The following is a 21,912-nucleotide window of genomic DNA, read 5'->3' as shown; positions in this document are numbered from 1 at the left end:
AAATGAGTGGCTCGCGTGTGCGCTGATGCGAGCAGCGATTTTGGCTGAAGGGTTTAAGGAGTGAGTTTTTTTCTAAGCCCGGGCATGATCTGAGCCTGCTCTTTTTCACGTTCGGCGAGCCAGTCGATCATGATTGTGCTGCCCCATAAGATGTCAGCCTGTATGGCTTTGGCGGCCGCATCGGAGTCACGTGCTTTCAGGGCATCAAGCACGGCCTGATGCCGGTGCTGCCCACCCGAGTAATCAAGCCCCGAGGTTTTGACATGAAATATTTTCAGAATGGGGCCGGTCATAACCCAAAAAGACTCCACCGTACTGATCAGCATGGGCATACGGCTGGCTTCAAGGATGGCAAAGTGAAATTTTCGGTTTAGATAGCTGGCACGTTTGGGGTTGATGGAAGTAAGGCTGACAAATTCTGCTTGCAGGGCTGCCAGATCATCGAGTTCTTTAGGCGTTATTTTTTGCGCAGCTTCGGCCGCGCCCATTCCCTCTAGAGGGAGTCGTATTTTTTGAATTTCGGCCAGACGCTCAGAATTGAGAAAGGGTACATACACGGCGGTAGCTGCCTGCATTTCAAGGCCCTGCTCACTGATCAGGCGAAAAATGGCTTCGCGTACCGGTGTTATGGATACGTCCATCTCGCGTGCGAGCTCGCCTATGATAAGACGTTCGCCAGGTTCGTACTGCCCGTTGATAAGCGCTTCGCGTATCTGGGTATATACCTTTACGGAGAGGTTTTCTTTTTTTACGGGCTTGAGACTGGACATGTCAGGTTGGTCATAGGGAAGATAGCGCAGATTCTATCCGCATGTGGCCATTTTGCAATCAACGCAGTGTATTATATATCATATATCTTTAAAGACGCGGGTGGTTTATCTAGTGCTCAAGCTGGCAGTACGCGGAGTGATCATCACAGGTTATGTACGCTGAAAAATTATTAAATCGGGATATGGAAAGCAGATCATGAAAGAAATTACAGGCGAAACAAAGCTGTTCGGAATTTTGGCTGATCCTATACATCACGTGAAAACGCCGCAGCGCATGAACGAGCATTTTGTCCGTGCCGGCTACGATGGTGTGTTGGTGCCGTTCCATGCGCGCTCAGATAACCTGGCCTCGGTGGTAAATGGTTTGAAGCGGTTGGAAAATCTGGTTGGCCTGATCGTTACGGTGCCCCATAAAACCGCCATTCTTGGCCTGTGCGATGACGCTTCTGACGTCGCCAAAAAAATTGGCGCTGCCAATATTGTTCGTCGTGAAGCAGACGGGCGGTTAACCGCCCATATGCTGGATGGCGAGGGGTTTGTACGCGGTCTGCAGTCTTGCGGGCACGAAGTTAAAGGCAAGACGGCCTACATGGCAGGGGCAGGTGGCGCAGCCAATGCGATTGCGTTTGCTCTAGTTCAGTACGGTGTAAGCAGCCTGACGATTGCCAATCGCACAACCGCCAAAGCTCAAGATCTGATGCAACGCGTTCTCGACCTCTACCCTCAGGCCCGTATCAACATTGGTACCCACAACCCTTCGGATCACGACATCGTCGTCAATGCCACGTCTTTGGGCTTGAACGAGGGCGACGCCTTGCCCATGGACACGTCGGCGCTAACGTCAGATCAACTGGTTTGCGAAATTATCATGCAACCCAAAGACACGGCCTTGTTAATCGCTGCTCAAGAACGCGGTTGCCGGGAGCATTACGGCGCGCCTATGCTTGCCAGCCAGATTGAACTGATGGCGGAGTTTCTTGGCGTCACCGCTGCCCGCTAGTTCACACTTATGCCCGGCGGCGTATGAGTATTCAACGAGAACCAGTCATGGCTGATTACGACTTCATTATTGTTGGTGGCGGTACTGCTGGCTGCATTCTTGCCAACCGTCTGACCGACAGCGGTCAATACCGTGTTTTGTTGCTGGAAGCGGGGGCGGATGCCTCGTCGATGTGGATTCCCATCCCGGCGGGCTTTAGCAAATTGATGACCAACCCCCGATTCAACTGGGGGTTTGAAACCGAGCCGGAAGACAACGTGTATGGCCGCACGATCGCCGTGCCGCGTGGCAAGGGCCTGGGCGGTTCGTCATTGATTAATGGCATGATTTACGTACGCGGCCAGGCCGAGGACTACGACGCCTGGCAGCAGGCTGGTGCAACGGGCTGGGCCTATCGCGACGTAGAGCCTTATTTTCGCAAGCTAGAGTGTTACCCGCAGGGAAGCGATCGGCGCGGCAAGAAGGGGCCCATGCATCTGGAGCAGGTCGCCGAGCGATTTCCTATCGCCGATGCCTTTTTGAAGGCCGCTGTGCAAGACGGGCAGCCCTACAACGATGACTATAACGATCAGGATCAGGAAGGGTTTGGGTACTATCAGGTTCTTCAACATAAAGGCCGCCGCTGGAGTATTGCCGAAGGCTATCTGAAACCTGCGCGAACACGCAAAAATCTGACGATTCAATCTGGCGCTCATGTGGTGCGTCTTGTGTTCGAAGGTAAGCGTTGCATGGGCGTGGTCTACCTTAAAGACGGGCGCGAGGTTAAGGCCAGGGCTCAGCGTGAAACACTTGTGTGCTTGGGTACGGTGCAATCGCCGCAATTGCTTGAATTATCTGGGGTGGGGCGTCCCCAGCTACTGCAAGAGCATGGCATATCGGTGGTCCACGAGCTAAAAGGCGTGGGCGAAAACTACATTGAGCATTTCGCCACGCGCATGAACTGGCGGGTAAAGAACACCATCACGCTAAATGAGATGTCCCGCGGGCTAACGCTGGCGGGTCAGGTGGCCCAGTATTATCTGCAAAAGACCGGCATCCTTACCTTAGGAACAGGGCTGGTTCACGGTTTCGTCAAAACATCGCCAACGCTCGCAACCCCAGACGTGCAGTATTTTTTTGTACATGCCAGTTATGCAAATGCGGCCAATCGAGTGCTGGACAAGGAACCGGGCATGACGATAGGTGTGGCCCAGTTGCGGCCCGAGTCGCGTGGCACCATACATATCAAATCAGCCGACCCCCACCGGGCGCCCGCTATCCGACCTAATTTTCTGGATGCGCAGGTTGATCAGCAGTCGTTGGTTAAAGGTATGCAAATAGCACGTCGTATCGTGCAACAGCCTGCGCTGCAGCACTATATTGCGCACGAGACCAACCCGGGCAAGAGCGTTAACAATTTCGACGAATGGCTGGACTTTGCCCGCCACACGGGGCAGACCATTTATCATCCTATAGGCACGTGTCGCATGGGTGTGGATGACGATGCCGTCACCGATCCTCGCTTGCGCGTACGTGGTATTGACGGGTTGCGCGTCGTGGATGCATCGGTGATGCCGTTGATGGTGTCAGGCAATACACAGGCCGCTGTCATGATGGTGGCAGAAAAGGGTGCTGACATGATTCTGCAAGATGCCAAGGCTTGATCGCCTCGTATTACGCCTGCAAACAACACCTTTACAAGGTGGGTTGTGCCATATAGGTACTTAGCCGTGCCGCGGCGTTGCGCAGATGGGATTCTGCCGCTTTGGCAGCAGCGTCTGGGTCGCGCGCTTCGATTGCCCGAACAATGGCCCTATGTTCTTCTTGCACGTGTTCTACCAAGTTATGGTGATACTGCGCCGTGTTGCTGCGGGCCTTGCGGATGAGGCGCCGGATATGTTGCTCCAGGTATTCGTTAAAAGTGATCAGGTGCGGGTTATGGGTGGCATCGACAATGGCCTGATGAAAGGCATAGTCTTCCGCGTCGCCGAGTTGGTCGTGCACAATGGCATATTCCATGCCCACGAGCGCCTGCTTAATTTGTTTAAGGTTGTCAGGCGTATGCCGCAATGCAGCTAGCCGGGCCGCAGTCACTTCGATAGCGCTGAGTAACTCAATAACGTGACCAACGTCTTCGATATCGTCCAGGCGCGTAGGGTCGAGCCGAAATGTTTGCCGGGCACCCCGTTCATTGACGAATACCCCGCGCCCCTGCTGCGAGCTGACCAAACCGTCAGATTTCAATTGTGATACGGCTTCGCGCACCACCGAGCGGCTAACGGAAAACTGTTCGCACAGCTGTTTTTCGCTGGGCAGTTTGTCGCCAGGCTGAAGATGGCGTTGCTCGATCTCTTGTGTCAGCCACATGACGATGGGTGTGGTCAGTGACTGCGTGGGCGAAGGCGTTTGGGTGTCATCCATAGGGTATGCCTGGTTTCGAAGGTTGGCTTAGTACTGAAAAAATCTGAACACGAGTTACCTAGACGATGTATAGCCCGCCATTTACGTGCAACGTTTCGCCATTAACAAAACTGGCCAAGTCGGAACATAAAAACATAATGACATTAGCCACTTCGTCGGCAGTGCCAAAGCGTTTGAGTGGTGTGCTGTCGAGCAAGGCCTGACCTTTTTGCTGCAACAGGCTGGACGCCATGGGGGTGTCAATAATGCCAGGCGACACAATATTGACGCGGGTTTTTGGTGCAAGCTCAAGAGCAAGGCTTTTGCTCAGGCTGGTTACCGCGCCTTTGGATGCCGAATAGTGTGCATGCGAATAGCTACCGCGATGGCCGGCCATGGATGCAAGGTTCACTATTGAACTGTTGTCGGCGAGGTAAGGTATGACAGCACGACACATATAAAAAGTGCCGTCCAGATTGATGCTCATAAGTCTACGCCATTCAGCATCGGTCATGTCGGCGACCATTTTCTCGGGATAGATGCCCGCTGAATGAACCAGGTGGTGTATTTTGCCGTAGCGTGCAGCAACGTCTTGTGCAGTCTGCTCGCATGATTGAGCGTCTGACACATCGGTGGTGTGAATGCTGACCCGAGCGTTATCTTTGGCAAGTTCTTTGTGTACGGCGTTGAGTGCTTCTAGGTTGACATCACTTAACGCTACATTGGCACCCAGAGCGAGAACTTTAGAGGCAAGTGCGTGACCAATGCCGCCTGCGGCGCCTGTGATAAGAATGGTTTTATCAGCAAAAGAAATCATGATTTGTTCATACTGAGGTTAACCCCTAGATGTTCCATGGTATTGATTTTAAATAAGAAATATCTATAAAACTAAAATTTTTGACGATGCCTGCTACGGGGCTTTGACACTCATTTTAGGCGCGCGTAGAATTTTGCTGAAACTTGTCTGATAAGTTTCAAATGTTATCAGACATCAATTGAAATCAGAAGGGCTGTGTGTAGCTGTGACCCGAGTTTTTTTGCCGTACAACGGTTCTGGAGACTTTGTAGTGCACTGTAAAAAATTAACACTGGCCAATTCGTCGTACGGGCATATGGCGAGGCCGTCTGCCCCCGCAAATCTAGAAAACGACCTGGTAAGTTTCAATGAATCAGGCATGGGTGGGTTGTATGACTGACTCGCTTTCTGCAGACATGCTTGCGCGCCTTGCACAGGGCAAAACCTTTCAAGACCTTGCCAACAAAGTGGTGTTTATCACCGGCGCAGGCAGTGGTATTGGCCTGGCGATGGCGCGCGCGTTTGCAGCATGTGAAGCGCGTCTTGCATTGCTCGATATGGATGCGTCGGGCCTTGATCGGGCGGTCGCGTCGCTGCGTGCAGAATTCCCCGCTGCGCAGGTGCATGCGTGTGTGGCGGGCGTTACTGATGAAGCCGCCGTTAACGAAGCGTTTTCTGCGGTCCACGCAGCCTTTGGCCGTATTGATGTGCTGTTGAACAACGCTGGAATTTCCATGAATGTTCCCACCCTTTCATTGACGGGGGAGCACTGGCGTAAAGCGATGGACGTCAACGTCAATGGTGTCTTTTATTGTGCGCAGGCCGCAGGCCGTTATATGTCTGAGCAGGGGAGTGGCGTCATTCTGAACATGTCATCCATGTATGGCTTAGTTGCTGCGCCCGAACGTGCTGCCTACTGCACGAGCAAGGCTGCTGTGGCCATGCTGACCAAGGTGCTGGCAATCGAATGGGGCAAGCTGGGCATTCGGGTTAATGCCATTGCGCCCGGTTACGTGAAAACAGCGTTGGTTGATGATCTGGTTAAGGCGGGTCGTATGGACCTGGACGCGCTGACCAAGCGCACGCCCATAGGTCGTATGGGCGAACCGCATGAAATCGCAACGCTCGCCTTGTTCCTGGCCTCAGAGCACGCGTCGTTCATTAATGGCCATGCTGTGGTGGCCGACGGCGGATGGTCCGCCTACAGCTATATCTGAATTCACTTATTAGTCCGTTGGGGGGACCACTTGTATGCCAAAAATTATTGACCTCGCTTCCGCATCCAGATGGGTTGAGCTGCGTACGACTAAAAGCGACTGGAAAAAAGCCGACCCCAAGTTGCTGGGCACGCTACTGACGCATCTGCACCTCATACGGGCGTTTGAAGAAACGGTTGTTGAACTGGCACTGGACGGGCTCGTGCATGGGCCTGCCCACTCCAGTATTGGCCAGGAAGGTGCGGCCGCAGGATCAATCGTGCCGTTGACCACAGCAGACCAAATCAATGGCTCACACCGCGGTCATCATCAATTTCTAAGCAAGGCATTGGGCTATATCACGTCTGGTGGTGTTGATCCAAAGCAGGCCCTGAGTGCAGAAGTTGATACGTTGTTGCAGCGTACGCTGGCAGAGATCATGGGCCTGTCGCAGGGCTTTTGCCGTGGTCGTGGCGGATCCATGCACTTGCGGTGGGCCGAGGCTGGGGTGTTGGGCACTAACGCCATCGTCGGTGGCGGTGTTCCGATGGCTGCAGGGGCGGCCTGGGCGCACAAGCACGCAGGCACGGATGCGGTAGCCGTCACTTACTTTGGTGATGGTGCGGTCAACATTGGTTCAGTGCTAGAAACCATGAACCTGGCTGCGGCCTGGAAACTGCCGTTGTGTTTCTTCATTGAGAACAACCTTTATGCGGTTGCCACCCATGTGGAAGAAGCAACCGCCGAGCCACGCCTTTCGGCACGCGGGCAGGCCTTTAATATTCCCAGCTGGAAAGTCGATGGCATGGACCCGCTGGCCGTGCACATGGCGATGGAGCAGGCGCTGCAGCATATGCGGGCCGGGCATGGCCCGGTGATTATCGAGGCTGATGTCTACCGCTATTTTCATCAGAACGGGGGGTTTCCAGGCAGCGCTTTCGGGTATCGCAGCAAAGAAGAAGAGCAGGCCTGGCGTCAGCGTGACCCGCTCGACCTGTTGGGCGATCAGATGATGCAGCGTGGCCTGATTACCGCGAAAGAAATTTCTACATTGCGTGAGCGTTTGCAGGCTTCCATGAAGCAGGCAACTGATGCGTTGACCGAGCCGGATCCGGACGGCAAGCGTGGCAAAAAGCGTATTCGTCCCGAGCTTTGGCCCCGAGCTGACTTCCGCGACGTCGGCGTTCGCGGCGATTTAAGCGAACTGGAAGGCGCACGCACAGAAGAAGAGGCAACCTACCGGGGCAAACTGGAAGACCGCAAATTTATTGATGTGGTGGCCGACGTCATGGCGCGTCGTATGGAAACGGATGATGGTGTCATCGTGTTGGGTGAGGATGTGCATCGTCTTAAAGGCGGCACCAATGGTGCAACCAGGGGGCTGAAAGACCGCTTTCCGGACCGTGTGCTGGGCACCCCCATTAGCGAGAATGCGTTTGTAGGACTTGGTGGTGGCGTTGCGATGGACGGGCGTTATAAACCGGTCGTCGAGTTTATGTACCCAGACTTTATGTGGGTGGCGGCTGACCAGGTTTTTAACCAGATTGCTAAGGCGCGCCACATGTTTGGCGGCGAAATCAACATGCCACTGGTGCTGCGCACCAAGGTGGCGATGGGTACCGGTTACGGCTCCCAGCACTCTATGGATCCGGTCGGCATTTTTGCCACGAGCCCAGGGTGGCGTATTGTGGCACCCACCACACCCTTCGATTATGTGGGCATGATGAATGCGGCGCTGAAATTGAATGATCCTGTGCTGGTGATTGAACACGTAGATTTGTACGCCACTAGCGGTCAGGCGCCGGTGGACGATCTGGATTATCAAACGCCTTTTGGCAAGGCTGCCGTGCGCCGAAGCGGCAACGACTTGACTGTATTGGGCTATCTTTCCATGGTCGGACATAGTCTGGAAGCGGTTGAGCAAACAGGTGTCGACGCAGAGGTTATTGATCTGCGCTGGCTCGATCGCGCCAGTATTGATTGGGAGACCATCGGTGCCAGCATACAGAAAACCAACAATGTGCTAATTGTCGAACAAGGGTCAAGCGGCACATCTTATGGGGCCTGGCTGTCGGATGAAATTCAGCGTCGCTATTTCGATTGGCTGGATCAGCCTGTGCAACGGGTTACCGGCGGAGAGGCATCGCCCAGTATCAGCAAAGTGCTTGAGCGGGCCGCATGCGCTCGTACCGAAGAAGTTGCTGAAGCACTGAAAGAAACCATGCGCGCGCAGGGCATAACTGGCGAAAAAGTGTAAGGAGAGCACAATGAAAATCAAAATGACAGCACCGCTAGAAGCAGGTATTGCCTGCCGTGACTTAGGCCGTTCGCGCCACTTCTATGAGCACATTTTGGGGCTAACTTTTATTAGCGAGCATAAGGTGCCGGCTGATAAGGCAGCACAATCGGGCCTTTCTGGTGGTGGTTACACCGTGGTGCGGCTGCAGACCTCGAACGGCGAGCGTATTAAGTTGCTGGCCCCCGATACTGCCCTGCCTGCTGCCGTACCCGCCACATTTATTCTGGATAAGCCAAACGCCGCCTACCTGACATTTATTGTTGAAGATATTCACGGGGCCATTGCCCGTTTGTTGCAGGAAGGCACAGCGTTCATCAGCGGTGAAAAGCCTGTTGAGGTTCGCCCAGGTGTGCATCTGTCGTTTTGCCGCGACCCAGATGGAAACGTACTGGAGCTAGTTCAGTATGAAGACATCTCATCCTACCGCACAGACTTGCAGCAAAGGAATGGCTGAAATGGCAATACTTATACGTATGCCCGAGGTTGCCGCCAATACGGATTCGGCCGTGATCGTTGCGTGGTCCAAGCAGGAAGGGGATATTGTTGCGCAAGGTGATTGTCTGGCCGAAATTGAAACCGAGAAGGCTGTTATCGAATTTGGTGCAGAGGCGTCAGGTGTTCTTGGCAAGATTCTGGTTCAGGCGGGTAAGGACACTGAAGTAGGTACACCCATAGCCGTCCTGCTGGCTGAAGGTGAAAAGAAGGTAGACATCGACGCATTGCTGGCTGAGCAGGATAAAAGCGTCGATGAAACGCCGGCCGCTGGGGCTGCACTGGCTAACCAAGTGGCTCCGTCTCGCATCGACTCATTGGCACCTGATACTGCGCCTATCGGTGAAGGCCGTGAGCGCATCTTTGCCAGTCCCTTGGCTAAGCGGCTGGCACGTGATGCTGGTATTGAACTGGCTGTTCTGAAAGGCAGTGGCCCGAAAGGCCGCATTGTGAAGCGTGATGTGCAAGCCGCACAGTTAACGCCGCCTGCGGCAACGCCCGTTGGGTATTCTGTATCGCCGGTTGGGGACACTGCTACTGTTTTGCCTGACGTGTCATACACCGACGTGCCGCATACCGGCATGCGCCGCACCATTGCGCGTCGTCTGAGTGAAAGCAAGCAGACTGTGCCGCACTTTTATCTGCGTGCTGATTGCCGCATGGACGATTTTCTGGCCCTGCGCACCCAAATCAATAACGCGTCGTCATGCAAAATCTCCATAAATGACATCATCGTGAAGGCGGTAGGCGCTGCATTGCGTCAAATGCCCGAGATGAACGTCAGCTGGACAGATACCGCTTTGCGTTATTACGACGCGGTGGATGTGTCGGTAGCGGTGTCCACGCCCACGGGTTTGATGACTCCGGTTGTAAAGGCTGCTGATGCCAAAACCTTGACGGCCATCAGCCACGAGATTGCCGACCTGGCGCATAGGGCGCGTGATGGCAAGCTCGCTCCCCACGAGTATCAGGGCGGCAGCTTCACAGTCAGCAATTTAGGCATGTACGGCACGCAGGAGTTTGCTGCCATCATCAATCCACCACAGGCCGCTATCTTGGCGGTGGGCGGAACAGAGCGCCGACCGGTGGTGAATAAGAATGGAGAGCTTTGCGTTGCTTCGGTCATGACAGTGACCTTGTCAGTGGATCATCGTGCCATTGATGGCGCAGTGGCTGCAAAATGGCTGGGCGTGTTCAAGGCCATCATAGAAAACCCGCTGTCGGCCCTAATTTGAGTGCAAGCAATGAAAACAGATCCATTTGACGTGGTCGTTGTTGGCGGTGGCCCTGGAGGTTATGTGGCGGCAATCCGCGCCACACAACTTGGTCTGCGCACTGCGTTGGTCGAGAAAGCAGAGCTTGGCGGTGTTTGCCTCAACTGGGGTTGTATCCCCACCAAAGCGTTGCTGCGCTCGGCCGATGTGCTGCGTTTGCTGCGTAAGGCCGATCAGTTCGGTATTAAGGTGTCTTCGCCCGCCCCCGACCTGCAGGCGATGGTTGCGCGGTCTCGTGGCGTGTCTGCACAGCTTCAGCGCGGAGTCGTGCACTTAATGAAAAAGAATGGCATTACAGTATTTAATGGTCATGCGCGGCTGGCAGACAAGGGGCTATTGCGCATAATGGGCAGCACGGGCGAGTCGGAAATTGCGGCTAAACACATCGTGTTGGCGACGGGTGCGCGTGCGCGCGTCTTACCTGGTCTGAGCACAAGCCCCGACAGTGTTTGGTATTACCGCGAGGCGTTGACGCCTTCGCATCTGCCCAAGCGTTTGCTGGTCATTGGGGCGGGTGCCATTGGTATTGAGTTTGCCAGCTTTTATCATGCGATGGGCGTACAGGTAGATGTTGTCGAGTTGGCTGACCGCGTGTTGCCGACGGAAGACGCCGAGATATCTGAGTTTGTCGGACGCGAGCTTCAGGCACAAGGCATGACTCTGCATCTGGGTAGTGGCGTCGCTCAGACTCAACGCCGCGGAGACAAGTGGGAGGTTCAACTTAGCGGCGCCAACGGCAAGAGGCTTGAAGTGGATGTTGTTCTGGTTGCTGCCGGCATCGTAGGTAATGTGGAGAATCTGGGCCTTGAGGGCACGCGGGTCAAGGTGGAGAAAAGCCATATTGTTGCTGATGGATATGGCTCTACGGGCGAACCCGGTGTGTATGCCATTGGCGACGTGGCGGGGGCTCCCTGTTTGGCACACAAGGCTTCGCACGAAGCGATTGTCTGTATTGAAAAGATAGCTGGCCAGAACCCGCGCCCCATCGATGCACATCGTGTTTCGGCGTGTACCTATAGTCACCCCCAGGTTGCCCATGTGGGGTTGACTGAACAGCAGGCGCGCGCCGCAGGGCGTGCAATTCGTATTGGTAAATTTCCGTTTGCGGCCAACGGTAAAGCCATCGCCATGGGGGAAACAGGGGGTTTTGTGAAGGTCGTGTTTGATGACGTGACGGGTGAGCTGATCGGTGCCCACATGGTGGGTGAAGAAGTGACTGAATTGATTCACGGATATGCTGTGGCGATCGAGCTCGAAACAACTGAAGCAGAGTTAATGCACACGATTTTTCCGCATCCGACTCAATCCGAGGCCATGCATGAGGCGGTATTGTCTGCCTACGGCAGGGCTCTGCATAGTTAAAAGCGGCGTCACGTTTTACCTGCCCATGTGTATAGGGCCTGTTTACTTCTCTTTACAATGTAGTCTGCGTCCCTCCTTGATATGAGCATATGAAAACCAAACTACGTTGGCTGCGTGTCACTTCACGCGCTTTGTTCCTCATTGTTTTGAGCTTGTGCTGTGTATACCCTGCCTATTCAGAGCCCATTGCAGACCGAACAGAGCGACTGGCGATAATCTCGGCATTCGAGCCCGAAATCACTGCGCTCTTGAGTCGCGTGCAAGGCGCCAAAACTGATCGAGTCAACGGCGTAACCTTTACCACAGGCGTGTTGGAAGGCCATCCGGTTGTTTTGTTTTTAAGCGGCGTCAGCATGGTTAATGCTGCCATGAACACTCAGCTTGCTTTGGACAGGTATGCGATCAGCCACATTATTTTCAGTGGTATAGCCGGGGGCGTGAACCCAGCACTTCATATTGGCGATGTTGTCGTTGCTGAACAATGGGGGCAATATCTTGAGGTGTTGATGGCGCGTGAAACGGGTATCGACCAATTCAATTCGACCGGCAAGGATGACAGCATTATTCGGCCAGGTTTTGGCATGATGTTTACCCGGTCCGTCAAAGTGCGATCAAATGCCCACCCTGATACGGTAAAACGGTTCTGGTTTCCGGTAGACGCAAAAATGCTTGCCGTCGCTAAAACGCTTACGCCAGTTGAGCTAGCAAGTTGCGACCAACAGAAGCAGTGCCTCGCGAAAACTCCCCGTCTGGTTGTCGGCGGAAATGGGGTGTCAGGGTCTGCCTTTCTGGATAACGCCGCCTTACGAGAACACATTTACAAGGTATTTGAAGCCAATGTGATCGACATGGAAAGCGCGGCCTGCGCCCAGGTGGCCTACAGCAATGGTGTGCCGTTTATTGCGTTTCGGTCATTAAGCGATTTGGCCGGTGGTGGCGAAGGCGCGAATGAAATGCATACGTTTTTGGCATTGGCAGCCCATAACTCTACGATGGTGTTGCTTCAGTTTTTAAGGGCCTGGCCATGAGTGCCGATGTGCAAAAATTAATTGATCGCTTCGGGCTTGAGCCTCACCCAGAAGGCGGCCATTACAGCGAAACATACCGCAGCCGTACACGTATCCAGGGCTCCAACGGGCGGGCTGCTGATGCATGTACAGCCATTTATTATTTGCTGCATGCCGGAGCGTGGTCGGCGTGGCATCGTATTGAGGCTGACGAAATCTGGCATTTTTATTCTGGTGTGCCGGTAAACATACATGTGCTCGATAATCAGCAAGGGCTTATCACACACAAACTGGGCGACTCCTTGCAAACGGCTGACACGAGTTATCAGGTTGTAATCCCCGGGCGAAGCTGGTTCGCGGCCGAGCTCTCGCACCCTGAAGGCTACGCCCTGGTGGGGTGTACCGTTGCCCCCGGTTTTGAATTTAGTCTGTTTGAACTGGCCAACACAGAAGAACTTGCACGGAAGCATCCTGACCATAAGCAGCTGATACAGCGGCTCGGGTAGCTTCTTTAAATTCGCGAGTAATGGCTTGCGGGGCTGCCTACTGGCGGCTATATGGTCGATTTCATTCTAATTTTGCAGTGAGGCAGTCGTTTTTCTGCCCGCTTCCGTAAGTTGATACACTTGCAAACGGCTGTTCGGCTTATCAGGAATAGTCATTTCCAGAAGCCCTTGCCCAGCGTTTTGCTCTCAGGTTGTTGCAGGAGAGCGGGCGTTGGAGAACTCATTGAATAGCCCTTTTGAACAACATGGGTTTCACTTCTTCTTAGTTACTGATTGCCAGTCACAGAGAAGCGTTTTTTTTACCCTAATTTCAGGTCGAAAGCCAAGCCATTAAACTCGGCGTTGATCGTCTGTAAGACGCCAGGGATTGGCGATTATGCGGTCGCTGGTTCAGCGATTCGGACCTGCGGCATGTCGCGCGTCGAGACTGCCCCGGCGTCTTTGTTGGGGACACATACCGGTCAGGTATCGCCGGAGGTGCTGGGCCTCACGCGAAGGCGGCCATGATCTCGAAGCCCCTCGCACTACCGTACACCCGTCAACACGCAGATAGCCACTGGTAAATCGAGGGCAAAATTTCATCGATTTAATCGATATCATCACTTTATCGTATATTCCGATATTTGACTCTTATCGTGATAGTCGATAATATAAAAATATCGAAACTTTCGATATTCAGCTCCTATGTACAAATTATCTACCAGTGATCAGATAGGCCAATTGCTCACGGCCAGGCGTAAGGCCCTAGGGCTCACGCAGGCAGAGGTCGCAGCACGCTTGGGCATCAGTCAGAACCGCCTGTCTGAGATTGAAAACCAACCTGGCGTGCTGACAGTTGAACGTTTACTTGCGTTGACGGGTATTTTGGGGCTGGAGGTGGGGTTGCAGGAGCATGCCCAAAAGATTCCGGCACAGGGTGAGTGGTAGTCATGGCACGGAGAGCCAGAACACGAAGTCTCGCGATTTGGGCTAATGGTGTACGAGTAGGGCAATGGCAGATGTCTTCGGGTGGCGATACCTTAATTTACGACTCCCAGTGGGTAGCTTCGCCGGTGGGGCGCGCTTTGTCGTTGTCCTTGCCCTTCACTCTGGATAATGCGCCATTGCACAGCCCAGCAGTGCACCACTATTTCGACAACTTGCTGCCTGATAGCGATGTTATCCGTCGTCGCTTGCAGATGCGGTTTCGTACCTTGAGCGTGGATGCCTTTGAGTTGCTGGCTGCCATCGGCCGCGATTGTGTGGGGGCGATTCAACTGATGCCCGAAGGGCAGATGCCTGAAGACGTTTTTACCGTACAGTCTCAGCCGTTGACCGAAGCACAGGTCGCGAACCTTTTGCGGGCTACTGTTTCAGCACCTGCCACTCTCGGCCAGCATGATGTGCTGGACGAGGATTTCCGTATTTCCATTGCGGGGGGGCAAGAGAAAACCGCATTGCTTTGGCATCAGGGGCAATGGTGCCGGCCACTAGGAGCGACGCCTACTACGCACATCTTCAAGCTGCCTTTAGGGTTGGTAGGACACCGCCAGGCAGACATGCGTACTTCTGTTGAGAATGAATGGTTGTGCTGCGACATTATTCGACGCTTTGGGGTTCCTGTGGCTGCTTGTGACATAGCGCGGTTTGAGGACCAGAAGGCACTGGTGGTCGAGCGTTTCGATCGCAGTCTGGCTGAAGGTGGGTATTGGCTGCGTCTGCCGCAGGAAGACTTCTGTCAGGCTACAGGTACTCCCTCTGGCGCCAAATACGAATCCGATGGTGGGCCGGGGTTGGTCAACATTGCCCGTATCCTGCAGCAATCAGAGACCAGAGAGCAAGACTTACGTACTTTGCTGATTGCGCAACTGCTGTTCTGGATGATGGCGGCGACTGATGGGCACGCCAAGAATTTTTCTATCTTCTTGCTGCCGGGCGGTCGACATCGTTTAACGCCTCTGTACGATGTGTTGTCGGCGTGGCCGGTAACAGGCACCGGCGCCAATCTGCTGGATGCTCACCGCTTGCGCCTGGCCATGGCTGTAAAGGGAAAGAACTCACACTATCGGTTAAAAGAAATACAGCGCAAGCACTTCAACCATACAGCACGCTTGTGTGGTTGGGGAGCTAATATGGAAAACCTGATCGTGGAGGTTTTGGATCGCCTGCCTTCGGTACTGGAGGCCGTGGGCGCCAGCCTGCCCGCTGGTTTTCCGGAAGATGTGTTTACTGCCGTGCAAGCAGGAATGCAAGGCGCTTCGGACCGTATGGCGAGAATGCCTACCGATTGAGCAAAGGGCCGCCGGCATTTCGCTTGCCCCATCTATTGCTACCATCTCACTAACCCGCCGTGAGCAAGCACTTGTCCCACTAGCGATACCCCACGATTTATGGAGAGAACCGTATGAGCAGCAGTCTGACCAACGAAGCCATTTATGTGGCATCAAGGCCTACCGGTATTCCTACCGCCGAAAACTTCCGCAAGGGCACTCACCCAGTGTCTGAGGTCAGCCCAGGCGAAATGCTGGTTCGTAATGAGTGGTTGTCGGTGGAACCTGCCATGCGTGGCTGGCTGGCCGATGCCAATAACTACTCCAGCGTAGGGGTTGGTGAGGTGATGCGGTCGTTGTGTGTTGGCACCGTCATAGAGTCAAAAGCTGAAGGGTTTAACGAGGGTGATCGTGTCATGGGGTGGTTTGGATGGCAGCACTATGCCATGGTAAAGCCACGCGCCATTGTTCAGAAAATAACCTCTACTGATATACCGCCTTCTCTGTATCTGGGTGTGCTGGGTCTGAACGGCGCTACCGCCATCACAGCACTCGAAACGATTGGTGCTCCCAAGGCGGGTGAAACCGTTGTGGTGTCTACCGCTGCCGGTGGCGTAGGCTCTTGTGTCGGGCAGCTGGCCAAGGCCTTGGGCTGTCGCACAGTAGGGCTGACCAGCACGCCCGAGAAGGTTAAAGCCTGTTATGAAGAGTTTGGCTATGACCACGTCATCAATTACAAAACGGATGACATCGATGCCGCACTGAAAGCCGCCTGCCCCGAAGGCGTCGACGTTTACTTCGACAATACCGCCGGGAATATTTCAGATTCAGTTATGCAACACCTTGCGATAGGGGCACGGGTTATTGTGTGCGGCACGGCTTCTATTGCCAAATGGGACCCAGTGCCCATGGGGCCGCGTGTCGAGCGCATTTTGCTCACGCGCCGGGCACGCATGCAGGGCTTTATTCTGTTTGACCATATGGATACCTATGCGTCGCACATCAGCAAGCTCGAGCAGCTTGTCAGGGCGAACACGCTTACTTACCGCGAGCACGTGACGCAAGGCCTGGAAACAGCCCTGGGTGCGATTGCAGAGCTGTACCGGGGTGAAAATCTGGGCAAGCGGCTGGTTCGTTTGTAGTGCGCCCATTGCCCAGACTGAAAGACGGCACTCTGCGTCAGCCGTCATCGTCATCCAGATGAAATCTATGCACCAGCCTGTGCGCCAGTGGTGCCAGAACCACACCCAGCGTACCAACAAACACCAGACCCACCAGCATGCCGTAACCCGCAAGAAAAAGCTTGCCAGCCCCACTGGTGGGCAAAATGTAAGGGCCGATGCCGGCAACGATGAGCGAGGTGTTTAACAACGCATCGTGCCAGTGCAAAGGCTCCAGCAACAGGTGGCCCAAGACGCCAAGCGCCATTGTCGCCATCACAATCAACGCCGCCAGACCTAGATGGTGCAGCATGCGCAGCGCAAAACGTGCTTTGGGCAACAGAGGTTCATTTTTTGATTCGTACACGCTTATGGTCTCCAGCATGCAAGGTAATAGAAGACGATACCGCTCGGGAATTAAATGGCAATGGCTTCGATAACCGCAGAATGTTACGTATTGCCTAAAAATAAGAAGTAATTGTCGCTTTTTGCAATTATTGTTAATGTAATGCAATAACTTTGATCGGCCATCCCTTGCCAATCATAACCACTGGTCTGGATAAAGGAACGAACAGTGAGCTTGCTATTTCAAGTGCCCATCGCCGATGCATGTCGTGCGGGCGCCGCCGTGGTGTTGGGCATTGCAGGGCTGATGCCTCTAAGCGCCAGCGCAGACTCGACCGCGGACGCTAAAACCTCACATACTTTGCCCAAGCCGACCGGCCCTGTCATTCTGGTTGTGGACGGCGCGATCGAGCATACTAACTTTCCGGGTGAAGCTCGTTTCGACATGCAGATGATCGACAGTCTACCTGCTCACACAATAAGTACCACCACCTCAGTGACCGATGGCGTGCACAAGTTTGATGGCGTCCGGATGCAAGACCTTATGGATTCTGTAGGCCCCACCGGCAAAAAGGTTGTGGCTTCGGCACTTAACGACTACCGGGTCAACATCCCAATTGCAGATTTCGCTGACTATGGCGTGTTACTGGCAACCAAAATGAGCGGGGAGCGTTTGCAGGCTAATGACAAGGGGCCTCTCTGGATCGTCTACCCGCGTGACGATTACAACCGGTTGATGGATATACGGTATGACGTGCGATGGGTTTGGCAGCTAAAGCGCCTTACCGTTGAATGAAGTTTATACGGTCACGTTTTCTGGGCTATGGCGTGCCCGTAATTGCCATTCTCGTCCTTACCGTGTTGCTTACAATTACCCTGTTGCGGCTAACCGATATTCAACGCAGCATGCGCAACACAGCCAATGCCGATATGGTTTGGGCGCTGTCCCAGGCGCACATTGAAAGTGTGTTGCTTAGTAGCGCCATTTTTGGTGTGGTGGCGCAGCCTGACCGGCCCCACGATATTCGGTTTCGTTACGACATACTCATCAGTCGCATCAATTTGCTTATTCAGGGGCCGCAAGCCCGGTACCTGAAGAAAATTGGGGCGAGCGATCTGCTCACGCCTCATTTTCAGGCACTAAAAGCGTTGGGTAGCAACATTAACGATATTGACGCAGGAAACTTTGCATACCTCTCTTCTGTAGAGAGCACTCTGCTGGAGTTTCATCGCGCCGTGTCCGCGGCGTCGGCGCAAGCGCTGATTGCGCAGTGGGACGAAATCGGCGAACGTCTCGACAAGTATCGAAATGCCGTACTTACGGTAATCTTTTTGATGCTGGGTATATGGCTTTGCAGTGCAATTGTTTCTATACAGCTCTTGTTTTCAGTAAGAAAGGCCGAAGAAAACCAGCGATCAAGGCAGCGTGAAGTCGAACTAAAGAGAGAACTGGAAACCGAACGCAAGATTAGCCAACTTTATCGCAGTTTTGGCGGGATGATTTCGCATCAGTTTCGAACACCCCTGGCTATTATTGATGCCACCACCCAGCGGATGATCAGGGCGCGTGATCGTATGGATTCGAACGAGATTGCCCGTCGCGCCGACATAATAAGAGACGCCACGCAGCGGCTTACAGTACTTATCGATGGTATTCTCAACGCTGACCGATATCTTGACAAGGTCGATGTAAAAAAGCAGCGCTGTCTGCTCTTGGATCTGGCCAGTGAGGCCATGGTTGAACTGCAGTCCTTGGCGCCGGGTCGGCGTATCGTTTTGACGGATGAAACGGGTAATGCATCATGGGTAGAGTGCGATCCCTTACTGACGACGCAGATTATTTCCAATTTTCTGTCCAACGCCGCCAAGTATTCGGAACCCGATACACTCATCGAGATGCGAATTTTTCGTGAGGGGCGAATGCTCTCGTGCTCGGTCACCGACCATGGTCGGGGCATATCACCTGAAGAGCTTCCCCATGTATTCGACAGGTACTTCAGGGCCAGGACGGCGGCCGATGTAGTTGGAACAGGGATTGGCATGCACATTGCGTCGCAGTTGGCCTCGTTGCAAAATGGAGAAGTATCGGCGTATTCGTCTTTGGGCAGAGGGTCTACGTTCGTCATGCGACTGCCCGCGCCAAAAGCAGATGCCCGGAAGGTGGTGGCTCCAGAGGATCAAAACTAAAACTATGAGGCAATCAGGTTTGGCTATGCAAATGACCGAAAAAAATTCAGATTATCCACATAACGCGGGCAAGCTTGCCAAGCCCGTCATTCTGTTTGTCGAAGACGAACAGGATCTGAGGGAGGTGGTGGCAGAAGAATTGATCGACGCGGGTTACGACGTGGTTCAGGCGTGCGATGGCGAAGAGGCAATGAGCTTGCTTGCCACCACGTTGCCCAATCTAATCCTTTGCGACATCACCATGCCCAGAATGGATGGTTATGAGCTGCTGCGAACAGTGCGCGAAACACGGGCTGACTTACTCGATGTTCCATTTGTGTTTTTGACTGCGCACGATGGGTCGGAGAAAATCGTACAGGGCAAGCATGCCGGGGCAGACGACTACCTGGTCAAGCCCATTGATTTTGATTTAATGCTGGCGACGGTCGCTGCGCGCTTGCGCCAGATGACGCTGGTGCGCGACAAAATCGTTGCTGACATTCATAGTGTGGGTCAGAGCGATGTCCAGGCTCATGATGCGATTGCCCGAAAGGCGTTCAATAGTGTCATCAAAACATTTGATCTGGTCAGCTCGGGTATTGTCCTGTTTGATGTTCTGGGTGGTGTGCGGTTTGCCAACCAGGCGGCCAAAAGTCTGGTTGCCGAAGGCATTACCCCTGCGCTCGACGCCCTTACACCGGTAAGCAGTGCGCACTTCACCCGTGCGTTTTCGGTGTTAATGCAAGAGGCCATCTTGGCGAGTCAGGAGGGGCGTGATTACACCGAAGTATTGTCACTGGCACAAACCGACGGCGTACGTAATCTGGTTGTGACCATTTGCGCGCTTGAGGCGACCGGCACCGAAAGCTCTGATGAGCCCGCTGTTGCCGTCTTTCTTTCTGGTGGCGACCATGGCCAGCCTGCACCGATCAAGTCGTTGCAAACTATGTTTGACCTGACGCCTACCGAGTCGCGGGTTGCCTGGGCGTTTGCACAAGGTTTGCGGCCAGAAGACATCGCCCGTTCGTTTGGTATTTCGGCCACCACAGTTGCGTTCCACAAGCGCAATATTTTCCAGAAAACGCATACCAATCGCCAAGCTGACCTGATCGCTCTATTGCTGACCATGCCTGTATCCGCGCAAGAGGCATAAGATGGTCTTATGTATGCCTGTACGCGCGCAGCGAGCATGAGGTGGCCCCATCTGTGCCTGTATCCGCGCAAGAGGCATAAGATGGCCTCATCCATGCCTGTACCCGCACATGGGGCATAAGACGGCCCCATCTATCCCGGTCTCCGGCATATAGCCACTTGGTGCCTGTGGTCTATCCCCCTGAGTAACTAGTTCTCTTGCCGTTCCCCTGCTGTTCATGTGGGGAATAGGCGAACGCGCTGCCCACATCTAAGCTGTATCTGTGTCGATCCGTAGATCCAACATAGGTAGCAAAGACCATGAGCAGTGCATCCTCCCATCAACGGAAATCCATTTCCGTCCTTGCCTCCAGTACATTTGCCTTCACCATCTGTTTCGCAGTCTGGATGGTTTTCGCGGTGCTGGGTGTTCCCATTAAGGCCGAGCTCGGTCTCTCAGAAACACAGTTTGGCCTGTTGGCCGCCATGCCCGTGCTGACGGGATCGCTGGTACGCGTGCCGCTGGGCATCTGGACAGACCGCTATGGTGGCCGCGTCGTCTTCTTTCTGACCATGGCGGCTGCAGTAGTGCCCATCTGGCTGCTGGCCTACGCCACAAAATATTGGCACTTTCTGGTGCTCGCACTCTTTGTAGGCTTGGTGGGTGGGTCGTTTTCAGTGGGCACCCCTTATGTTGCGCGCTGGTTCGAGCGTGACCGCCAGGGCTTTGCCATGGGGGTGTTTGGCGCGGGTAATTCTGGCTCGGCATTGACCAAGTTTGTGGCGCCTGCACTTATTGTTGCCGCAGGTGGCTCCTGGACCATAGTACCCAAGGTGTACGCTGTAGCTCTGGCAATTACCGCCGTACTGTTCTGGGTATTCTCTGCAACCGACCCCTCCCACAAGAAAACCTCCAGCGTAGGCTTTAAAGAGCAGATGAAAGTGCTCAAGGACCCGCGCGTATGGCGTTATTGCCAGTATTACTCGGTGGTGTTTGGGGGTTATGTGGCGCTGGCCTTGTGGATGACGCAGTACTACATCGGTGAGTATGGGTTTGATATCCGCGTGGCGGCATTTCTGGCGGCCTGTTTCTCATTGCCGGGCGGCGTGCTGCGCGCAGTCGGCGGCTGGGTGTCTGACCGCGTCGGTGCCTACAAAACAACCTGGTGGGTAATGTGGGTGTGCTGGGTGGCCTTCTTCCTGCTCAGTTACCCCAATACCGAGTTCACCATCCAGACGGTCAGCGGCCCCCAGACTTTTCACATTGCATTGAGCCCTACGGTGTTCACGATACTCATGTTTATCGTGGGCATAGCAATGGCGATAGGCAAGGCATCGGTGTTCAAGTTTATTTCGGATGATTTTGATGACAACATCGGCGCAGTGTCGGGCGTGGTTGGCCTGGCGGGCGGGATGGGGGGCTTTGTGCTGCCCATTATGTTCGGTGCCCTCATGGACATCACCGGCATTCACTCCAGCGCCTTCATGCTGCTTTACGGCACAGTCTGCGTTTCGCTGATCTGGATGCACTACAGCTTCCGTCAGAGCCCGGCCCGCCAGGCCAACCACGCCGTACCAAGCGGATCGGCTGTCGCCACAGATGCTGCAGCATCCTGAACCTTCACAGGTGGGCAATTTCAATGGCTTTCTGGCGGTCTTCATTGCCCGTCGCAACGCGGCCATGCCCTGCTGATAGAGGAAGAGGGGAAGTGTGGCCTAGTTCGGAAGAACTAGGCCATAACGATCGGCTAGGCCTTGTCACCCCCTTCGTGAGAGGAAT

The 21,912-nt window shown here is 54.2% G+C and carries 20 protein-coding genes and 1 pseudogene; 16 read left to right on the top strand and 5 right to left on the bottom strand.

Features of this window, described 5'->3' with window-relative positions; genetic code table 11:
• Positions 1 to 53: 53 nt before the first annotated feature.
• The gene (locus FQ179_RS12280; RefSeq protein WP_149397557.1) at positions 54 to 770 is read right to left on the bottom strand and encodes a GntR family transcriptional regulator; all 717 of its coding nucleotides are present in this window, start codon (positions 768 to 770) and stop codon (positions 54 to 56) included.
• Between the two features lie 196 nt (positions 771 to 966).
• Between FQ179_RS12280 and FQ179_RS12275 the strand changes: the two genes are divergently transcribed.
• A complete protein-coding gene (locus FQ179_RS12275; protein WP_149397556.1) occupies positions 967 to 1,770 on the top strand; it encodes a shikimate dehydrogenase in 804 nt (267 codons plus the stop codon).
• Between the two features lie 47 nt (positions 1,771 to 1,817).
• Positions 1,818 to 3,413, top strand: coding sequence for a GMC family oxidoreductase (locus FQ179_RS12270; protein ID WP_149397715.1), 1,596 nt, complete (start codon positions 1,818 to 1,820; stop codon positions 3,411 to 3,413).
• Between the two features lie 31 nt (positions 3,414 to 3,444).
• Here the strand turns inward: FQ179_RS12270 and FQ179_RS12265 are convergent, their stop codons facing one another.
• Both FQ179_RS12265 and FQ179_RS12260 read right to left on the bottom strand, forming a co-directional pair.
• Positions 3,445 to 4,170 (bottom strand): FadR/GntR family transcriptional regulator, encoded by a 726-nt coding sequence (locus tag FQ179_RS12265; RefSeq protein ID WP_149397555.1) that lies wholly within the window; start codon positions 4,168 to 4,170, stop codon positions 3,445 to 3,447.
• A 58-nt stretch (positions 4,171 to 4,228) separates the two neighbouring features.
• On the bottom strand, positions 4,229 to 4,966 hold the full coding sequence (locus tag FQ179_RS12260; protein ID WP_149397554.1) for an SDR family NAD(P)-dependent oxidoreductase: 738 nt from the start codon (positions 4,964 to 4,966) through the stop codon (positions 4,229 to 4,231).
• Positions 4,967 to 5,337: 371 nt separating this feature from the next.
• Here FQ179_RS12260 and FQ179_RS12255 point away from each other — a divergent pair, with 371 nt between their 5' ends.
• From FQ179_RS12255 to FQ179_RS12225, 7 genes are all read left to right on the top strand, one after another.
• The gene (locus FQ179_RS12255) at positions 5,338 to 6,162 is read left to right on the top strand and encodes an SDR family NAD(P)-dependent oxidoreductase (protein WP_149397553.1); all 825 of its coding nucleotides are present in this window, start codon (positions 5,338 to 5,340) and stop codon (positions 6,160 to 6,162) included.
• Positions 6,163 to 6,196: 34 nt separating this feature from the next.
• Entirely contained in the window at positions 6,197 to 8,398 is a 2,202-nt protein-coding gene (locus tag FQ179_RS12250) for a thiamine pyrophosphate-dependent enzyme (protein WP_149397552.1), read from the top strand.
• Positions 8,399 to 8,408: 10 nt separating this feature from the next.
• Positions 8,409 to 8,894, top strand: a complete 486-nt coding sequence (locus tag FQ179_RS12245; protein ID WP_149397551.1) for a VOC family protein — start codon at positions 8,409 to 8,411, stop codon at positions 8,892 to 8,894.
• A gap of 1 nt (position 8,895) precedes the next feature.
• Positions 8,896 to 10,167 (top strand): pyruvate dehydrogenase complex dihydrolipoamide acetyltransferase, encoded by a 1,272-nt coding sequence (locus FQ179_RS12240; RefSeq protein ID WP_149397550.1) that lies wholly within the window; start codon positions 8,896 to 8,898, stop codon positions 10,165 to 10,167.
• A 9-nt stretch (positions 10,168 to 10,176) separates the two neighbouring features.
• Positions 10,177 to 11,568 (top strand): dihydrolipoyl dehydrogenase, encoded by a 1,392-nt coding sequence (gene lpdA / locus FQ179_RS12235; protein ID WP_149397549.1) that lies wholly within the window; start codon positions 10,177 to 10,179, stop codon positions 11,566 to 11,568.
• A gap of 89 nt (positions 11,569 to 11,657) precedes the next feature.
• Positions 11,658 to 12,596 (top strand): 5'-methylthioadenosine/S-adenosylhomocysteine nucleosidase, encoded by a 939-nt coding sequence (locus FQ179_RS12230; RefSeq protein ID WP_149397548.1) that lies wholly within the window; start codon positions 11,658 to 11,660, stop codon positions 12,594 to 12,596.
• Positions 12,593 to 13,081: a cupin domain-containing protein gene (locus tag FQ179_RS12225; protein WP_149397547.1), complete on the top strand. Its 489-nt coding sequence runs from the start codon at positions 12,593 to 12,595 to the stop codon at positions 13,079 to 13,081. The genes FQ179_RS12230 and FQ179_RS12225 overlap by 4 nt, the downstream gene beginning before the upstream one ends.
• Positions 13,082 to 13,147: 66 nt before the next feature.
• Here FQ179_RS12225 and FQ179_RS22925 read toward each other — a convergent pair.
• A pseudogene (locus FQ179_RS22925) lies at positions 13,148 to 13,246 on the bottom strand (Fic family protein); the annotation flags it as partial.
• Positions 13,247 to 13,765: 519 nt separating this feature from the next.
• On the opposite strand from FQ179_RS22925, the gene FQ179_RS12215 reads away from it, so the two are divergent.
• From FQ179_RS12215 to FQ179_RS12205, 3 genes are all read left to right on the top strand, one after another.
• On the top strand, positions 13,766 to 14,008 hold the full coding sequence (locus tag FQ179_RS12215; RefSeq protein ID WP_149397546.1) for a helix-turn-helix domain-containing protein: 243 nt from the start codon (positions 13,766 to 13,768) through the stop codon (positions 14,006 to 14,008).
• Positions 14,009 to 14,010: 2 nt separating this feature from the next.
• Positions 14,011 to 15,351, top strand: coding sequence for a type II toxin-antitoxin system HipA family toxin (locus FQ179_RS12210; RefSeq protein ID WP_149397545.1), 1,341 nt, complete (start codon positions 14,011 to 14,013; stop codon positions 15,349 to 15,351).
• Positions 15,352 to 15,464: 113 nt separating this feature from the next.
• Entirely contained in the window at positions 15,465 to 16,472 is a 1,008-nt protein-coding gene (locus tag FQ179_RS12205; protein WP_149397544.1) for an NADP-dependent oxidoreductase, read from the top strand.
• Between the two features lie 37 nt (positions 16,473 to 16,509).
• Here the strand turns inward: FQ179_RS12205 and FQ179_RS12200 are convergent, their stop codons facing one another.
• On the bottom strand, positions 16,510 to 16,857 hold the full coding sequence (locus FQ179_RS12200) for a two pore domain potassium channel family protein (RefSeq protein WP_149397543.1): 348 nt from the start codon (positions 16,855 to 16,857) through the stop codon (positions 16,510 to 16,512).
• Between the two features lie 207 nt (positions 16,858 to 17,064).
• Here FQ179_RS12200 and FQ179_RS12195 point away from each other — a divergent pair, with 207 nt between their 5' ends.
• The 4 genes from FQ179_RS12195 (at position 17,065) to FQ179_RS12180 (ending at position 21,749) form a co-directional block, all read left to right on the top strand.
• The gene (locus tag FQ179_RS12195; RefSeq protein ID WP_255474967.1) at positions 17,065 to 17,631 is read left to right on the top strand and encodes a molybdopterin-dependent oxidoreductase; all 567 of its coding nucleotides are present in this window, start codon (positions 17,065 to 17,067) and stop codon (positions 17,629 to 17,631) included.
• Positions 17,628 to 19,022: a sensor histidine kinase KdpD gene (locus tag FQ179_RS12190; protein ID WP_149397542.1), complete on the top strand. Its 1,395-nt coding sequence runs from the start codon at positions 17,628 to 17,630 to the stop codon at positions 19,020 to 19,022. Before FQ179_RS12195 ends, FQ179_RS12190 begins: the two co-directional genes overlap by 4 nt.
• 31 nt (positions 19,023 to 19,053) lie before the next feature.
• A complete protein-coding gene (locus FQ179_RS12185; RefSeq protein ID WP_188074596.1) occupies positions 19,054 to 20,154 on the top strand; it encodes a response regulator in 1,101 nt (366 codons plus the stop codon).
• Between the two features lie 299 nt (positions 20,155 to 20,453).
• A complete protein-coding gene (locus FQ179_RS12180) occupies positions 20,454 to 21,749 on the top strand; it encodes a nitrate/nitrite transporter (protein ID WP_149397540.1) in 1,296 nt (431 codons plus the stop codon).
• Positions 21,750 to 21,912: the final 163 nt, after the last annotated feature.

Origin of the sequence: Pusillimonas sp. ANT_WB101 (genome assembly GCF_008369125.1) — a bacterium.
In the GTDB taxonomy this organism is placed as follows: domain Bacteria; phylum Pseudomonadota; class Gammaproteobacteria; order Burkholderiales; family Burkholderiaceae_B; genus Allopusillimonas.
The sequence above is the reverse complement of the archived record's forward strand: the minus strand, read 5'-3'. Positions and strand labels throughout refer to the sequence as shown.

Excerpts from the sequence above, each read along its gene's own strand:
- FQ179_RS12230 (WP_149397548.1), top strand. The coding sequence starts at position 11,658 with ATGAAAACCAAACTACGTTGGCTGCGTGTCACTTCACGCGCTTTGTTC.
- FQ179_RS12250 (WP_149397552.1), top strand. The coding sequence starts at position 6,197 with ATGCCAAAAATTATTGACCTCGCTTCCGCATCCAGATGGGTTGAGCTG.
- FQ179_RS12225 (WP_149397547.1), top strand. The coding sequence starts at position 12,593 with ATGAGTGCCGATGTGCAAAAATTAATTGATCGCTTCGGGCTTGAGCCT.
- FQ179_RS12255 (WP_149397553.1), top strand. The coding sequence starts at position 5,338 with ATGACTGACTCGCTTTCTGCAGACATGCTTGCGCGCCTTGCACAGGGC.
- FQ179_RS12275 (WP_149397556.1), top strand. The coding sequence starts at position 967 with ATGAAAGAAATTACAGGCGAAACAAAGCTGTTCGGAATTTTGGCTGAT.
- FQ179_RS12280 (WP_149397557.1), bottom strand. The coding sequence starts at position 770 with ATGTCCAGTCTCAAGCCCGTAAAAAAAGAAAACCTCTCCGTAAAGGTA.
- FQ179_RS12265 (WP_149397555.1), bottom strand. The coding sequence starts at position 4,170 with ATGGATGACACCCAAACGCCTTCGCCCACGCAGTCACTGACCACACCC.
- FQ179_RS12185 (WP_188074596.1), top strand. The coding sequence starts at position 19,054 with ATGACCGAAAAAAATTCAGATTATCCACATAACGCGGGCAAGCTTGCC.
- FQ179_RS12240 (WP_149397550.1), top strand. The coding sequence starts at position 8,896 with ATGGCAATACTTATACGTATGCCCGAGGTTGCCGCCAATACGGATTCG.
- FQ179_RS12180 (WP_149397540.1), top strand. The coding sequence starts at position 20,454 with ATGAGCAGTGCATCCTCCCATCAACGGAAATCCATTTCCGTCCTTGCC.
- FQ179_RS12245 (WP_149397551.1), top strand. The coding sequence starts at position 8,409 with ATGAAAATCAAAATGACAGCACCGCTAGAAGCAGGTATTGCCTGCCGT.
- FQ179_RS12215 (WP_149397546.1), top strand. The coding sequence starts at position 13,766 with ATGTACAAATTATCTACCAGTGATCAGATAGGCCAATTGCTCACGGCC.
- lpdA (WP_149397549.1), top strand. The coding sequence starts at position 10,177 with ATGAAAACAGATCCATTTGACGTGGTCGTTGTTGGCGGTGGCCCTGGA.
- FQ179_RS12210 (WP_149397545.1), top strand. The coding sequence starts at position 14,011 with ATGGCACGGAGAGCCAGAACACGAAGTCTCGCGATTTGGGCTAATGGT.
- FQ179_RS12205 (WP_149397544.1), top strand. The coding sequence starts at position 15,465 with ATGAGCAGCAGTCTGACCAACGAAGCCATTTATGTGGCATCAAGGCCT.
- FQ179_RS12260 (WP_149397554.1), bottom strand. The coding sequence starts at position 4,966 with ATGATTTCTTTTGCTGATAAAACCATTCTTATCACAGGCGCCGCAGGC.
- FQ179_RS12190 (WP_149397542.1), top strand. The coding sequence starts at position 17,628 with ATGAAGTTTATACGGTCACGTTTTCTGGGCTATGGCGTGCCCGTAATT.
- FQ179_RS12270 (WP_149397715.1), top strand. The coding sequence starts at position 1,818 with ATGGCTGATTACGACTTCATTATTGTTGGTGGCGGTACTGCTGGCTGC.